We start from the raw sequence: 14087 nt of genomic DNA, 5'->3' as shown, positions 1-14087 counted from the left end.
CGATGACCAAACTCGCGCGCTACAGGGAAAAGCGGGACTTCAAACAGACGGCCGAGCCGTCGGGCGAAGACGCCAGGGTCGTCGCCTCCGACCGCCTGCGGTTCGTGATCCAGAAGCACGACGCCACGCGCCTGCACTTTGACCTGCGGCTCGAGCACGACGGGGTCTTCCGGTCCTGGGCCGTCACGCGCGGGCCGTCCCTGGATCCGAAGGACAAGCGCCTGGCCGTCGAGGTCGAGGACCATCCCCTCGACTATGGCGACTTCGAGGGCACGATCCCCAAGGGCCAGTACGGCGGCGGGACGGTGCAGCTGTGGGATCGGGGCTACTGGGCGCCGGAAGCCGGCTTCGAGGATATCGACAAGGCGCTGAAGAAGGGCGAGCTGAAGTTCGTCATGGAGGGCGGGCGCTTGCACGGCTCCTGGGTGCTGGTGCGGCTGCGCGATGAGGGCAAGCGCCACAACTGGCTGCTGATCAAGCACCGCGACGCGGCGGCCGTGGACGGCGAAGGCGGCGCCCTGGCGGCCGAGGACCGCTCCATCGCCTCGGGTCGCAGCCTGGCGCACATCGCCAAGGGCGAGGGCAAGGGGGCCACGCCGTTCATGACCGCCGCCAGCGGTGCGGCCGACGCGGTCTGGGACACCGACAAAAGTCGAAAGCCGGCCACCGCCGCCAAGGCCAGGGTCTCGCCCGCCTTCGTCGAGCCGCAGCTCTGCAAATCGGTCGACAAGCCGCCGGCCGGACCGGGCTGGGGTCATGAGATCAAGTTCGACGGCTATCGCATGCAGCTGCGCATCCGGGACGGCGAGGCGACGCTTCTGACCCGCAAGGGCCTGGACTGGTCGGCCAAGTTCCCCGCCATCGTCAAGGCCGGCGCCCGCCTGCCCGATGGCGTCATCGACGGCGAGGTCGTCGCCCTGGACCATACCGGCGCGCCGGACTTCGCGGCCCTGCAGGCGGCGATATCGGACGGGCGAACCGACGACCTGATCTTCTTCGCCTTCGACCTGCTGTTCGACGCCACGGACGATCTGCGCGACCTGCCGCTGACCGATCGCAAGGCCCGGCTGAAAGCCGCGCTGAAAGGCGCGACCTCGACGCTGCGCTATGTCGACCACTTCGTCACCGCCGGCGACGCGGTGCTGCTGTCGGCGTGCCGGATGGATCTGGAGGGCATCATCTCCAAGCGACTGGACGCGCCCTACCGCTCGGGCCGCAGCGACAGCTGGGTGAAGTCCAAGTGCCGGCAGGGCCACGAGGTGGTGATCGGTGGCTGGACCACGACCGGCGAGGCGTTCCGCTCGCTGCTGGCGGGCGTCTATCGCGGCGACCATCTGGTGCATGTGGGACGGATCGGCACGGGCTATGGCCGCGACAAGGTCGCCCGGCTGATGCCGAAGCTGCGCGCCCTGGAAACCGGCAAGAGTCCCTTCGGCGGCAAGGGCGCGCCCCGGGCGGCAGCCGGGATCCACTGGGTCAGGCCCGAACTGGTCGCCGAGATCGAATATGCCGGCTTCACGGGCGAGGGCATGATCCGCCAGGCCGCCTTCAAGGGCCTGCGCGAAGACAAGCCCGCCGCCGAGGTCGAGGCCGAGACCCCCGCCCCCGGCGCCACGCCGCTGAAGACGCCGACGTCCCGGGCCGCCGCTCCGGCCACTGTCGGCAAGGGCGGCGCCTCGACCGTCATGGGCGTCTCGATCTCCAGCGCCGACAAGGCGCTGTGGCCGGATGGCGGCGACGGCCAGCCCGTGACCAAGCTGGACCTGGCCCGCTATTACGAGGCGGTGGGCCCCTGGCTGCTGCCGCACATCAAGGGTCGCCCCTGCTCGCTGATCCGCATGCCCGACGGCATCGGCGGCGAGACCTTCTTTCAGCGCCACGCCAGCCGGGGCGCCTCGTCGCTGTTCACGCAGGTCGAGGTCTCGGGCGATCCCAAGGCCTATCTGCAGCTGGACCGCATCGAGGCCCTGATCGCCGCGGCCCAGATCGGCGCGGTGGAGCTGCATCCCTGGAACTGCGAGCCCGGCCTGCCCGACCAGCCCGGGCGGCTGGTCTTCGATCTGGACCCGGCGCCCGACGTCGACTTCGCCCAGGTGATCGCGGCGGCGCGCGAGGTGCGTGATCGCCTCGACGACCTGGGGCTGGTCAGCTTCTGCAAGACCACGGGCGGCAAGGGCCTGCATGTGGTCACCCCGCTGAAGGCGAAAGGGATCGACTGGCCCACGGCCAAGGCCTTCGCCCGCGACGTCTGCAAGGCGATGGCGGCCGACGCGCCCGACCGCTTCCTGATCACCATGGCCAAGAAGGACCGGACCGGGCGGATCTTCCTGGACTATCTGCGCAATGACCGGATGGCCACGGCCGTGGCCCCGCTGTCGCCGCGCGGCCGGCCCGGTGCGCCCGTGTCGTTTCCGCTGAACTGGACCCAGGTCAGGACGGGGCTGGATCCGGCCCGATACACCCTGCGAACGGTTCCTGGCCTGATGGCCGGCCTGAGCGCCTGGGAAGATTATGGCGAGGGCCAGCGGTCCCTGGCCACGGCGATCAAGCGCCTGGGCAAGGTCTAGCTAGCGCAGCGACGCATCGCGCAGGCGCCGACGACGGCCGCCCAGCGCGTCCGGACGGTTCAGCACCTTGCGGTACTCGTCGCGGCGCTCGTGGATCGAGGCGATGACCAGGCCCATCGGCACGCCGATATCGACCAGCACGGCCTCGGACAGCTGCAAGGACGCCTCGATGGTTTCGGGCACGGCGTCGGTGGCGCCCAGCTCGTACAGCCGCGCGGCGTGGCGGGCGTCACGGGCGCGGGCGACGATGGTCAGGTCGGGCCGAGCGCCGCGCGCGGCGGCGACCACCGCCTCGGCGGCTTCCGGCGCGTCCATGGTCACCACCACCGCCCGGGCGGTGGCCAGGCCGCAGCGCTCCAGCAGCTCCAGCCGCGCGGCGTCGCCATAATAGATGCGGCCGCCCTCGCGACGCCCCTGCTCCACCAGGCGCGCGTCGCGCTCGACGGCGATCCAGGACAGGTCGTGGCGGCCCAGCATGTCGCCGACCAGCTTGCCCACCCGACCATAGCCGATCACCAGCACCTGGCCGGTGGGCTCGGGTCCGACGCGGTCGGGCTCGTTCGCCACGCCTTCGACGGGCGGCGCTTCCGACGTCTTGACGGCGCCGACCTTGCGGCCCAGCCGCGCGCCCAGCGCCGCCAGGCCGGGAATCAGGAACATGGTCAGGGTCGCCGAAACCAGCACGGCCTGGCCCACATCGCGCGGCACCACCTGGGCGCCCATGGCGTTGTCGAGAATGACGAAGGCGAACTCGCCGCCGGCCGCCAGGATCAGGGCCGCCTCGGCCGAGGCCTTGGCCCCCAGCTTCATGGCCAGGCCCAGGCCGAACACCATCGCCGCCTTGACCACCAGCAGGCCGATGGCGACGCCCAGGATCAGCACCGGATTGGCCACCAGCAGCGACAGGTCCAGGCGAATGCCCAGCGACACGAAGAACAGGCTCAGCAGCAGGCCCTTGAAGGGCTCGATCTTGACCTCGACCTCGTGGCGATACTCGGTCTCGGCCAGCAACACCCCGGCCACGAAGGCGCCCAGGGCCATCGACAGGCCCGACAGCGCGCTGACCATGCCCGCGCCGATGATCACCAGCAGGCAGGCGGCCATGAACATCTCTTCGCTCTTGGCCTTGGCGACCGACTTCAGCATCGGCCGCAGGAGCAGGCGCCCCACAAGCACGATGCCGCCCAGGCCCAGGGCCGCCGGGGCCAGGGCCATCAGGTCCTTCAGCGCGAACGCCCCGTCGCCGCGTCCCAGTATGGTCAGGGTGATCAGGATCGGGGCCACGGCCAGGTCCTGGAACAGCAGCACCGAGAAGGTGGCCCGTCCGCCGTCGGAATGCAGCCTGCGCCGCTCGGCCAGCACCGGCACGGCGATGGCGGTCGAGGACAGGGTCAGGGCCGCGCCAATGGCCAGGGCGGAAACCGGCGGCTGGCCCAGGGCCATGGCCCCCAGCCCCAGGGCGATCGAGCAGCCGATCATCTGGGCCGCGCCCAGGCCGAACACCAGCTTGCGCATCAGCCGCAGCCGCTCCCACGACAGCTCCAGCCCGATCATGAACAGCAGGAAGACGACGCCGAACTCGGCCAGTTGGGCGATTTCATCGGGATTGTCGACGGTGACATAGTCGAGCCACGGGGCCACGTGGATGAAGCGGCCCAGGCCGAACGGTCCCAGGATCACCCCGGCCAGCAGGAAGCCCAGGATCGGATTGAGCTTCAGGCGCTTGAAGATCGGCGCGACGACGCCCGCGGTGGCCAGGAACAGGACCAGGTCCTTGTAGTCCGCTGGTGAAACCTCGTGCTGCACGCGCCCTCCCGCTCCGGTCCGCTAGCTCGCCAACTTCAGTCGAACGCCCGCGCCGGCGTCGCCCTGGGCGCTGCCCGGCGCGATCAGCACGACCCCGCCCGCCTCCAGCGCCTCGATCAGAAGCCGTTCGGTGCTATGGTGCAACGCATGACGCTCGGTCTCGAAGTCCTTGACCGTGCTGCGCGACACCCCCGCCCGATCGGCGAGATCGCCCTGAGACCAGCTGAGCAGGCCGCGGGCGCCCCGACACTGGGCCGGCAGGAGAATTTTTGCGTGTGGCATCTGGCGAACCCGGGTGACGTCACCCATATTGGTTGAGTACGCCCGAAAAAGCTGACCGTCAAGGAGAGCCTTTGCACCATACCTCACTGATCGTCACCATCGTCGCGGGCCTGGGGCTGGCCTTCGTGTTCGGCGCCATCGCCAACCGGCTGAAGCTGCCGGTGCTGGTCGGCTATCTGGTGGCCGGGGTGATGGTCGGGCCGTTCACGCCCGGCTATGTGGCCGATCAGGAGCTGGCGCCGCAGCTGGCCGAGATCGGCGTGATCCTGCTGATGTTCGGGGTCGGGCTGCATTTCTCGCTGAAAGACCTGATGGCGGTGCGCAAGATCGCCATCCCCGGCGCCGTGGTGCAGATCACCGCCGCCACCCTGATGGGCATGGGCCTGGCCTGGGCCCTGGGCTGGACCATTGGGGCGGGCGTCGTCTTTGGCCTGGCCCTCTCGGTGGCCTCGACCGTGGTGCTGCTGCGCGCCCTGCAGGAGCGGCGGCTGATCGAAACCGGGCGCGGCAAGATCGCCGTGGGCTGGCTGATCGTCGAGGATCTGGCCATGGTGCTGGCCCTGGTGCTGCTGCCGGCCCTGTCGGGCATGCTGGGCGGTGAGGCCGCCGCCCCCGGTCCCGGCGGCGTGGCCGGCGCCTTCGCCATCACCATCGGCAAGGTCGTGGCCTTCGTCGCCTTCATGCTGATCGTCGGCCGCCGGGTGATCCCGTGGATCCTGCACCGCATCGCCCACACCGGCTCGCGCGAGCTGTTCCGTCTGGGCGTGCTGGCCATCGCGCTCGGTGTCGCGTTCGGCTCGGCGACCCTGTTTGGCGTGTCGTTCGCCCTGGGGGCCTTCTTCGCCGGCATGATCATGGCCGAGAGCGAGCTGTCCCAACAGGCCGCCAACGAGACCCTGCCCCTGCGCGACGCCTTCGCGGTGCTGTTCTTCGTCTCAATCGGCATGCTGTTCGACCCCATGGTGCTGATTCGCGAGCCGCTGGCCGTGCTGGCCACCCTGGCGATCATCGTGGTGGGCAAGTCGATCGCGGCCTTGATCATTGTCCTGGCCTTCCGTCGTCCGATGAGCACGGCCCTGACCATCTCGGCCAGCCTGGCCCAGATCGGCGAGTTCTCGTTCATCCTGGCGGGGCTGGGCGTGTCCCTGAAGCTGCTGCCGGAAGCCGGCCGCGACCTGATCCTGGCCGGCGCCATACTGTCGATCCTGGTCAATCCGCTGCTGTTCGTGATCCTTGACCGGTTCCTGCCCCGGATGATCGCCCGCGAGCGCGCGGCGGCCGGCGAGCCGCCGCTAGTCGCCGCCGCCCAGCCCCACGCCCTGCTGGTCGGCTATGGCCGGGTCGGCAAGCGGGTGGCCGAGGGCCTGAAGGGCCGCACGCCGCTGGTGGTGATCGAGGACGACGCCGAACGCGCCGCCGAACTGCGCGCCGCCGGCTTCGAGGTGGTCAACGGCAATGCGGTGCTGCCCGAGGTGCTGCTGAAGGCCGGCCTCGCCAGAGCCACCCACCTGTTCGTCGCCGTGCCCAGCCCCTTCGAGGCCGCCCGGATCATCGAACAGGCCCGCGCCGCCAACCCCAAGGCCGAGATCATCGCCCGGGCCTATACCGACGCCGACGTCGAACTGCTGAAAAGCATGGGCGCCAGCCACGCCCTGGTCGGCGAGGACGAGATCGCCAAGGGCATGCTGGCGCGGGCGCCGAAGAAGAAGCCGATCGCGGCGGCGGGTGGGCATTAGGGGAGCTGAATTTGGCTCTTAGGCGACCTTGGGAAGGTCCGCTCAGGGCCAGTGAACATCACGTTCGCAAAGATGGGGTCAGGTATTCGAGTCCCCTATGCACCACTCATCCTGAGTAGCGTCAGATCGGGAGCCGATCCTGCTTGGCCGCTGCCGCACTCAAATTTGACAGCCCCGTCCGCCTTGAGGCAACAGTTCGCCGGGACGCACCGCCGTTCACCGATCAAGCCATGCCATTGACCGAGCCTGGGTGGACGGGCGTGCAGCGAACGGGTCAACCGACGCCATGACCAGCCCATCCCTCAGCCAACGCGCCGTTGCGCCCGATCCGCGATTGCGGCCGGTCCCCCCCGAGCTCTGGATAGCCAAAAGAATGCTGAAGAATATTTCCGCCGCAATCGGCCTGATTGCGATCATGGGCGGCCTTGCCAACAGCGCAAACGCCCAGACGACGCAGATCGCAGACGCGGATAGCAAGACCGCGGCGATTGAACGCCTGGTTCAAAGCGAGATGGCGTCCCGCCGTATTCCGGGGCTCCAGCTGGCGATCGTGAAAAACGGCAAAATCATCTTCAAGGGCGCTTACGGCCAGTCCGACCTCAAGACCGCCAAGCCTGTCACGGACCGCACGGTTTTCGGCATCAACTCGGTCAGCAAGGCCTTCACCGGCGTCGCGGCGATGCAGCTTGTCGAGGCCGGTAAGCTCGATCTCGACGCCTCGGTGACGCAGTATCTCGAAGAGCTGCCGCCCTCGTGGAAACCGATTACGGTCCGCCAGATCCTGACGCACACATCAGGCCTGCCCGAGATCATCGACGACAATACCCGGCTGATCGACGGCGCCGAGCCCGATGCCGCCTGGGCAAAGGTCCAGGACCTTCCCCTGAGATATGCGCCCGGGACGCAGTATGCCTACAACCAGACCGGCTATGCCCTGATGGGCAAGATCATCGAGAAGCTCTCGGGCAAGCGCTTCGTTGATGTCGTGCGCGAGGGGCAGTTCAACGTGGCGGGCATGGCGCAAGCACGCTTTGGAAACACGGCCGACACCGTGCCCGAGCTGGCCCGGCTCTACACCTATCTGACGCTGCAGATCACGGACATGAAGGTCGTCGGCGCCGAGCGCAGCGAGACCCCGCTTGCGCGCCAGGAGGTTTGGCCGGCCTACATGCATCCCACCGCAGGCGTTCAGGCCACGGCCACGGATCTGGCCGCATGGGTTATCGCGCTGCAGAAGCGGGAACTGGTCAGCGAAAGGGGCCTCGAGCAGCTCTGGACACCGCAGCAACTGCCCGACGGAAGCTATCGCGGCTTCAACAAGACCATCAATGGCTATGGACTGGGCTGGCCGGTCATTCGCCGCGCGGAACATCCCGCGATCACGCCCACGGGCGGCAATCGCGCGACCATCTTCATCTACCCCAAGGATGACCTTACGGTGATCGTTCTGACGAACCTGCTGGGCGCTTCGCCCCACAGTTTTGTCGACAGGATTGCGTCGCAATACATCCCCGATCTCGCGGTCGAAAACTGACGATAGCGTCTCGTCGCGAGGGCGGCCGGATTGGCGGTTGGCAAAAGCCGATCGGTTCAAGGCAGGGCGTCGTCAGTCCAACACCAGGTGGCGGGACCCTTCAGGTTTGGGTCCTCGCCGCCTGGATTTTTGCGGAGCCGGAGACCCGGGAGGTCACGTTTCCAGAGCTGGGCCAATGTCGGCTCATGGCGCATACCACCACCCGGCAAAAACCAAACACACCCCAATTGACCCCGCACACGCCAGCGCCTAGTCACCCCAGACCATGACCGCCCGTCGCGCCAGATCCGGCCCCACCCTGCTCGTCGCCCTGCTGGCGGCGCTCGCGGTGCTGGCCCAGACTCTGGTTCCGGCGGTCGCCATGGCCCGCTCGACCAGCGCGGGCGAGGCGATCATCATCTGTACCGCGCAGGGCGCCAAGCTGGTCAAGGTAGGCGGCGAAGAGCCGGTCCCCACCAAGATCTTCGGCGGCTTCAAGTGTGGCCAGTGCGTGGTCGCCAGCCTGGCCGCCATCACCCCCGACCCCGCCGCCACCATCGCGCCCGTGCGCTACGCCGTCCGCCTCGAGGTCGCCATCGTGCGCACCCTGGGCGTTCGCGGCCATGCCCGCGCGCCGCCGCGTCCGCCCGGCCAGGGCCCCCCAAGCTTCCTGAACGCCTGACCTAAAAAGCCCGCGCCACGGCGAAAGCCGCCCGCGCGTCTCGTCACGTTTTCAGGACTGCGATTTCCATGACCGTCACCTTCCGCCGCGCCCTCATGCTGGGCGCCGCCGCCCTCTGCCTGTCTTCCGCTGCTCACGCCGCCGAAGCCGACCAGACCCGCCTCGACTCCGTTCTGGTCACCGCCCGCCCCGACCCCGAAGACCCGCCCGCCGTGGCCCAGGCCCGCAAGCGCCTGTCGGAAACCCCCGGCGCGGTGGCCGTGATCTCGTCGGAAGCCTATGCCAACCGCTTCGCCCTGGGCCTCAACGACACTGTCCGCGACGTGCCCGGCGTGTTCGCCCAGAAGAAGTTCGGCGAGGATACCCGCCTGTCGATCCGGGGTTCGGGCATCGGCAACGCCAATCACAATCGCGGAACCCTGCTGGCCCAGGACGGCGTGCCCCTGAACGAGGCCGACGGCTATGGCGACTATCAGCTGATCGACCCGCTGCTGGCCCGCTACACCGAGGTCTACAAGGGCGGCAACGCCCTGCGCTTCGGCGGGGCCCTGCTGGGCGGGGCGATCAATTTCGTGACGCCGACGGGCAAGACGGCCGGGGCCGACACCCTGGTGCGGGTCGAGGGCGGCTCGTTCGGCACGGCCCGCCTGCATGGCGAGGTGGCGCGGCAATTGGGGGGCTTGGTCGGCGACAACGACATCTTCGTCGGCGCCACCCTGATGAACGCCGACGGCTGGCGCCAGCAGAGCAACAGCTCGGCCGCCCGCCTGTCGGCCAATATCGGCCAAAGCTTCGGCGAGGACCGCGAGGTTCGCCTGTATGTCAGCGGCGCGGACCTGCGCCAGCAGATCGCCGGCTCGGTGACCCTGGCCCAGGCGCTGAACAGCCCCGAGAAAGCCGCCGCCGGTAACCTGACCAACAACTACGGGCGCAACATGCGCAACGCCCGGGCCAGCATGCAGATCACCTGGCGATTGAGCGACAGCACCGTGTTCGAGGGCGGCGTCCATGCCGCCTGGCGCGATCTGGACCATCCGATCTTCCAGATCATCGACCAGGAAAGCCGCAACTTCGGAGCCTTCGGGCGGCTGGACTGGACGGGCGAGCTGGGCGGCCACGCCGCTGACCTGTTCGCCGGCGCGTCGTACCGGATCGGTGATCTGGACGCCCGCCAGTGGCTGAACCTGCGCGGCTCCCAGGGCGCGGCCCAGGCCTTCTCGCGCCAGAACGCCGAGGCCCTGGATGTCTTCGCCGAGGGCCGGTTCTTCGTCACGCCGCGCGTCGCCCTGGTGGCGGGCGCCACCTATGGAACGGCCAAGCGCGACTATCGCAGCTACAAGCTGGCGGGCGTCGCCTCGACCTTCGACCTGACGGCCAGCCGCGACTATGACTGGCTGGCCCCGCGTGTGGGCCTGCTGTTCCAGATCGACCAGGACAGCCAGGTGTTCGCCAACCTGACCCGCTCGGTCGAGCCGCCCAATTTCGGGGCCTATTCGCCCAGCGCCGCCGCCGGCTTCGCGCCCGTGGTTCCGCAAAAGGCCTGGACCGGCGAGATCGGCGCGCGCGGCCGCAAGGGCGCCTTCGCCTGGGATCTGGCCCTCTATCGCGCCGAGCTGAAGAACGAGCTGCTGAGCTTCGTGGTCGATCCCGCCCACCCGGCCGCCACCTTCAACGCCGACGAGACGGTGCACCAGGGCCTGGAAGCCGGCCTCGACTGGCGCTTCAACAAGCGCGTTCGCCTGCGCCAGACCTGGGCCTGGTCGGACTTCCACTTCGAGGGCGACGCCCAGTACGGCGACAACACCCTGCCGATCGTGCCTGAGCACCTCTACCGCGCCGAGCTGAAATACGAGCACCCGGCCGGCTGGTTCGTGGCCCCGTCGGTCGAGTGGTCGCCGCGCGGCCCGTTCGTCGATTTCCGCAACAAGGTCCGCGCGCCCGACTACGCCATCGCCTCGCTGGGGGCGGGCTATACCCGCGACGGGGTGACGGTGTTCCTCGATGCGCGCAATCTGCTGGACAAGCGCTATGTGGCCACCGTCAATCCGCTGGCCAATCCGGCCACGGTCACGGCTGCGACGATCGAAAACACGGCGGCCTTCTGGCCGGGTGAGGGACGCGGCGTGTTCGTCGGCGTCTCGGGCAAGTTCTAGGAGATTTCGATGCGCAAGATCGCCCTCACCCTGCTGGCCCTCGCCGCTCCCCTGCCCGCCCTGGCTCACGTCGTCGCCGCGCCCGACACGGCGCGGGCGGGGTCCTACGCCGCCGTCGCCTTCCGGGTGGGCCATGCCTGCTCGGCGGGCGACGCCACCCTTAAGGTCCGGATCGAGATCCCGCCCGGCGTGGTCTCGGCCCGGCCCCAGCCCAAGCCGGGCTGGACCTATGAAATCGAGCGCGAGGCCGGCGCCGATCCCAAGGCCGCGCCCTCGGCGGTGACCTATGTCGGCCGCCTGCCCGACGAGGCGTTCGACGAGTTTCCGCTGCTGATGAAACTGCCCGCCGCCGGCGACACCCTGGTGTTTCCGGTGATCCAGACCTGCGAGAAGGGTGAAAGTCAGTGGACGGAAGTTCCATCGCCGGACGCGCCCGGCGAGAAGCTGTCCCGCCCCGCCGCCACCCTTCGCCTGACGCCTGTCGAGCCTATGCCGGCCGGCCACCAGCACTGAATTTCCGGAGACATCCCATGCACAGCGCACGCCTCCTGGCCCTCGCGGCCGTCCTCGCCTTCACCGCGCCCGCCATGGCCGGCGACTACAAGGTCGGCGCCCTGACGATCGGCAATCCGTGGACCCGCCCGGCCATGGCCAGCATGAACGGCGTCGGCTTCATGACCATCGCCAATGCCGGCGCCAAGCCGGTGAAGCTGGTCAGCGCCGAAAGCGCCCTGGCCGGCAAGGTCGAGATCCATCGCTCAGCCATGGCCAATGGCGTCATGACCATGCGCCGCCAGGACGACGGCGTGACCATCCCGGCCGGCGGGTCGGTGGCCTTCGCGCCGGGCGGCTATCACTTCATGCTGATTGGCCTGAAACAGCCCTTGGCCCAGGGGCAAAAAGCTCCCGTAACGCTGGTCTTCGACAATGGCCGCCGCGCCGCTGTCGAGCTGACCGTGCAGAGCGCCGCGCCCCAGGCCCCACAAGGATCGATGGGCGAGCACCAGCACCACTAGCCACCCATTCTGGCCGGACATGACAAATTTGTAAGGGAGCAAAACTTCCACGGCGGGGCAGATTGCGGCCAGCTCACACCAACGGATACGACTTCCATGAAACGAGTCTGGTTCGCCGCCGCCGCCGTGGCCGCGCTTTCCCTTTCGGCCTTCGGCGCCCAGGCCCACGAGGACCATCTGTGCCTTGATGACGCCTGCACGACCCAGGCCCTGTTTGCTCCGGCTTCGGAGGGCGCGGCCGCCGACCTGACCTCGCTGGACTCGCCGCGCTACGGCGCCTGGGGCTTCGACAGCTCGGGCATGGACACCACCGTCAAGCCGGGCGACGACTTCTACAAGTTCGCCAACGGCGCCTGGGAGGCCCGCACGGTGATCCCGTCGGACCGCACCCGCTATGGCAATTTCGACAAGCTGTCGGAACTGTCGGAAGCCCGCACCCGCGCCATCATCGAGGCCGCCGCCGCCAACAAGGCCGCCGCGGGCGACAGCGCCAAGGTCGGCGCCGCCTATCGCGCCTTCATGGACGAGGCCGCCATCGAGGCGCTGGACGCCAAGCCGATCGCACCGTACCTGGCCGAGATCAAGGCCGTGAAGAGCAAGGACGCCTTCACCGCCCTGATGGGCAAGAGCAATGTCGCGCCCTATACCAGCCTGATCGGCCTGGGCATCTCGACCGACGCCAAGAACCCCAAGGCCTATGCGGTCTATGCCGGGGTCGGCGGCCTGTCCCTGCCCGACCGCGACTACTATCTGGACGCCAAGTTCGCCGACAAGAAGACCGCCTACCTGGCCTATGTCGAAAAGGTCCTGACCCTGGCCGGCTGGGACAAGCCCGCCGAGAACGCGAAAGCCATCGTCGAGTTCGAAACCAAGCTGGCCGACGCCAACTGGACCCGCGTCGAGCGCCGCAACCGCGACAAGACCTACAACCCCGCCACCCTGGCCGAGCTTCAGGCCCTGACGCCGGGCTATGACTGGAAGACCTTCCTGCCGGGCACCCAGCTGCCCCAGGTCGACCGCTTCATCGTCACCACCAACACCTCGTTCCCGAAATATGCGGCCATCTATGCCGCCACCCCGCTGGACACCCTGAAGGCCTGGCAGGCGTTCAAGGTCACCGACGGCGCGGCCCCGCTGCTGTCGAAGCGCTTCGTCGACGCCAGCTTCGAGTTCCGCAACAAGACCCTGTCGGGCCAGCCCGAACAGCGCCCGCGCTGGAAGCGCGGCGTGGCCCAGGTCAACGGCATGCTGGGCGAGGCGGTCGGCCAGGACTATGTGGCGGCCTATTTCCCGCCCGAGTCCAAGGCCAAGATGCTGGATCTGGTGGCCAATATCCGCTCGACCATGAAGGTGCGGATCGACAATCTCGACTGGATGAGCGCCGAGACCAAGGTCAAGGCCCAGGACAAACTGGCCAAGTTCACCGTCAAGATCGGCTATCCCGACAAGTGGGAAGACTATTCCAAGCTGGTGATCAAGGAGGGCGACGCCTATGGCAACGCCCAGCGCGCCGGGGTCTGGGAATGGCGCAAGGACGTCGAGCGCCTGAACGGCCCGGTCGACAAGGCCGAGTGGGGCATGACCCCGCAGACGGTCAACGCCTACTACAACTCGGTCAATAACGAGATCGTCTTCCCGGCCGCCATCCTGCAGGCCCCGTTCTTCCATCCGGACGCCGACCCGGCCGTCAACTATGGCGGCATCGGCGGGGTGATCGGCCACGAGATCGGCCACGGCTTCGACGACCAAGGGCGCAAGTCCGACGGCGACGGCGTGCTGCGCGACTGGTGGACGGCGGAAGACGCCGCCAAGTTCAAGACCCAGGCCGACAAGCTGGGCGCCCAGTATTCGGCGTTCGAGCCCTTCCCCGGCGTGCACGTCAATGGCGGCCTGACCATGGGCGAGAACATCGGCGACATGGGCGGCCTGGCCTTTGGCCTGGACGCCTATCACGCCTCGCTGGACGGCAAGCCGGCCCCGGTGATCGACGGCTTCACCGGCGACCAGCGCGTCTATCTGGGCTGGGCCCAGGTGTGGCGCCAGAAGTTGCGCGACGACGCCCTCAAGCAGCAGATCGCCAGCGATCCCCACTCCCCGGCCCTGTACCGCGTCAACGGCGCGCTGCGGAACCAGCCGGGCTGGTACTCGGCCTTCGACATCAAGCCGGGCGACGCCCTGTATGTCGCGCCCGAAGAGCGCGTGAAGATCTGGTAGGCTCGGTCAACGGACCGGAATTTGGGGGCTGGCGCTCAGGCGCCGGCCCTTTTTCTTTGCGCGATCCTCCGGAAACGGACGGCCGCGAAAAGCAAGGTCAGCGCCGTGGCGTCGTCGG

Annotated in this window: 10 protein-coding genes; 8 read left to right on the top strand and 2 right to left on the bottom strand. The window is 68.6% G+C overall.

Annotated features, from left to right (window positions below; genetic code table 11):
* The first annotated feature begins 2 nt into the window (after window positions 1–2).
* A complete protein-coding gene (gene ligD / locus ACW17V_RS00985) occupies window positions 3–2567 on the top strand; it encodes a DNA ligase D (RefSeq protein ID WP_492107045.1) in 2565 nt (854 codons plus the stop codon).
* On the opposite strand, the gene ACW17V_RS00980 is transcribed toward ligD, so the two are convergent.
* Entirely contained in the window at window positions 2568–4373 is a 1806-nt protein-coding gene (locus tag ACW17V_RS00980; RefSeq protein WP_492107044.1) for a cation:proton antiporter domain-containing protein, read from the bottom strand.
* A gap of 21 nt (window positions 4374–4394) precedes the next feature.
* On the bottom strand, window positions 4395–4655 hold the full coding sequence (locus ACW17V_RS00975; protein ID WP_492107043.1) for a helix-turn-helix transcriptional regulator: 261 nt from the start codon (window positions 4653–4655) through the stop codon (window positions 4395–4397).
* Window positions 4656–4726: 71 nt separating this feature from the next.
* Here ACW17V_RS00975 and ybaL point away from each other — a divergent pair, with 71 nt between their 5' ends.
* The 7 genes from ybaL to ACW17V_RS00940 all read left to right on the top strand — a co-directional run bounded on the left by ybaL (window position 4727) and on the right by ACW17V_RS00940 (window position 13969).
* Window positions 4727–6391, top strand: coding sequence for a YbaL family putative K(+) efflux transporter (gene ybaL, locus ACW17V_RS00970; RefSeq protein WP_492107042.1), 1665 nt, complete (start codon window positions 4727–4729; stop codon window positions 6389–6391).
* Window positions 6392–6764: 373 nt separating this feature from the next.
* A complete protein-coding gene (locus tag ACW17V_RS00965) occupies window positions 6765–7925 on the top strand; it encodes a serine hydrolase domain-containing protein (protein WP_492107041.1) in 1161 nt (386 codons plus the stop codon).
* A 265-nt stretch (window positions 7926–8190) separates the two neighbouring features.
* Window positions 8191–8586 carry a DUF2946 family protein gene (locus ACW17V_RS00960; RefSeq protein ID WP_492107040.1) on the top strand — a complete coding sequence of 132 codons (396 nt, stop codon included), beginning with the start codon at window positions 8191–8193 and terminating at the stop codon, window positions 8584–8586.
* 68 nt (window positions 8587–8654) lie between these two features.
* Window positions 8655–10739, top strand: a complete 2085-nt coding sequence (locus tag ACW17V_RS00955; protein WP_492107039.1) for a TonB-dependent receptor family protein — start codon at window positions 8655–8657, stop codon at window positions 10737–10739.
* A gap of 9 nt (window positions 10740–10748) precedes the next feature.
* A complete protein-coding gene (locus tag ACW17V_RS00950) occupies window positions 10749–11252 on the top strand; it encodes a YcnI family protein (protein ID WP_492107038.1) in 504 nt (167 codons plus the stop codon).
* A 17-nt stretch (window positions 11253–11269) separates the two neighbouring features.
* Complete coding sequence (locus ACW17V_RS00945; protein WP_492107037.1) at window positions 11270–11755, top strand: copper chaperone PCu(A)C; 486 nt, start codon at window positions 11270–11272, stop codon at window positions 11753–11755.
* A 96-nt stretch (window positions 11756–11851) separates the two neighbouring features.
* Window positions 11852–13969, top strand: coding sequence for a M13 family metallopeptidase (locus tag ACW17V_RS00940; protein WP_492107036.1), 2118 nt, complete (start codon window positions 11852–11854; stop codon window positions 13967–13969).
* Window positions 13970–14087 lie beyond the last annotated feature (118 nt).

Source organism: Caulobacter sp. FV2ye17ST, assembly GCF_058680955.1.
This window is presented reverse-complemented; position numbering and strand designations above follow the sequence as displayed.